The sequence below is a fragment of the Cyclobacterium sp. genome, from assembly GCF_014762705.1.
GTDB lineage: Bacteria > Bacteroidota > Bacteroidia > Cytophagales > Cyclobacteriaceae > Cyclobacterium.
The window spans coordinates 1-1592 of record NZ_JABURL010000002.1 but is presented as its reverse complement, the minus strand read 5'-3'; the positions used below and the strand labels follow the sequence as shown (position 1 = coordinate 1592).

Genomic DNA, 1592 nt, shown 5'->3' with positions numbered 1-1592 from the left:
TCAAGTGAACGGCATTTATAAAAAATGACACGAATTAAGGAAACATGCGTTTAATGTATTGACCGTCAATGCAGTTAAGATCGTGTTTTGGATTAGTGCCAGATCCTGTGGTCAAGTGTGATTCCGACCGCTTTTGAACATAATATTGGTGACAGTTTTACCTGATCCCGTTTAAGAGAATAAATATTCGTTAGCGGCTGGGCTTTGGCGGTTATATTATCAACCCAAAGATAACCTATCATGAAAACCAAAAAGAAGATCAAAGTTAGCATGGTCAACCCCAATGCTGCAGGGGTTGACATCGGAAGTTCGTTTCATTTCGTAGCCGTTCCGGCAGATAGATCGGAGACACCAGTAAGAAGGTTTGGCAGTTTTACCAGAGACCTTCATGAACTGGCAAAATGGCTGCAACAATGCAATATTAAGACGGTGGCGATGGAATCCACGGGCGTTTATTGGCTACAACTGTTTTTAATTCTAGAAGAGTACGGTTTTGAAGTTTTTCTGGTGAACGCACAACACATCAAGAACGTATCGGGAAGGAAGACAGATGTATTGGATTGTCAATGGATTCAGCAGTTACATTCTTATGGGCTGCTTTCTGCCAGTTTCCAGCCCGAGGACATGATAAGGACACTTCGGGGTTACATGAGGCACAGGAAAAACCTCACCCAAGACTATTCTACCCAGGTCTTGCGAATGCAAAAGGCCTTCGAACAGCTCAACGTGAAGCTACACAATGTGATTACGGACATCACTGGAAAATCTGGCCAGCTCATCATACGGGCAATTCTTGCCGGGGAACGTGACGCAGAGACACTGGCATCGCTTGCCTCAGATAGAGTCAAAGCAAAAAAAGAGGATATCATTCTTTCACTGGAAGGCAACTGGAAAGAGGGGCCACTGTTTGAGTTGAGGCAGTCCTACGAACTTTACCTGATATACAAACAAAAAATAGCCGAATGTGATAACCAGATTAAGGAGCACATGGAAATATTGGTAAGCAAGGAAAACACCGAAATAGGACAGGATTCCGCTAGAAAAGTATATAGTAAAAACAGGCTGAACTTTAACGCCACCCCATATCTAAAAGGTATTGCGGGTGTAGACCTTACAGAGGTATTTGGCATAAGTGAGGTCTGTGCCATGGAGATCGTTTCAGAAACCGGCCTTGATATGAGCAAGTGGCCTTCGGTGAAGCATTTTATATCTTGGCTTAACCTCTCGCCCAACAATCGCATATCTGGTGGCAAACTTTTGAGCAACAAAAGGAAGAAGAGCAAAAATAAAGCGGGGCAAGCTTTTCGAATGGCCGCTTTTGCGCTCCAGAGAAGCGAACATTACCTCGGATCTTTTTACCGAAGGATGAAGGCAAAAGGCGGTCCGATGTACGCAACGAAAGCCACAGCAAGAAAACTGGCTGTTATTTTTTATTATATGATAAGTAACCAGACGGAGTTCACCCCCATTCCAATTGAAGAATACGATAAAAAATTTATGGATAAACGCATGGCATACCTTAAAAGACAGGCAACAAAATTAGGCATGGAATTAGTGGAGGCAGAACCATAGGATAAACTGTTTCTTAAGAG

General features: G+C 43.2%; 1 protein-coding gene. It reads left to right on the top strand.

Annotated elements, in window-relative coordinates; all coding sequences use genetic code 11:
• The first annotated feature begins 240 nt into the window (after positions 1–240).
• Positions 241–1572 carry an IS110 family transposase gene (locus HUJ21_RS00010; protein ID WP_291366223.1) on the top strand — a complete coding sequence of 444 codons (1332 nt, stop codon included), beginning with the start codon at positions 241–243 and terminating at the stop codon, positions 1570–1572.
• Positions 1573–1592: the final 20 nt, after the last annotated feature.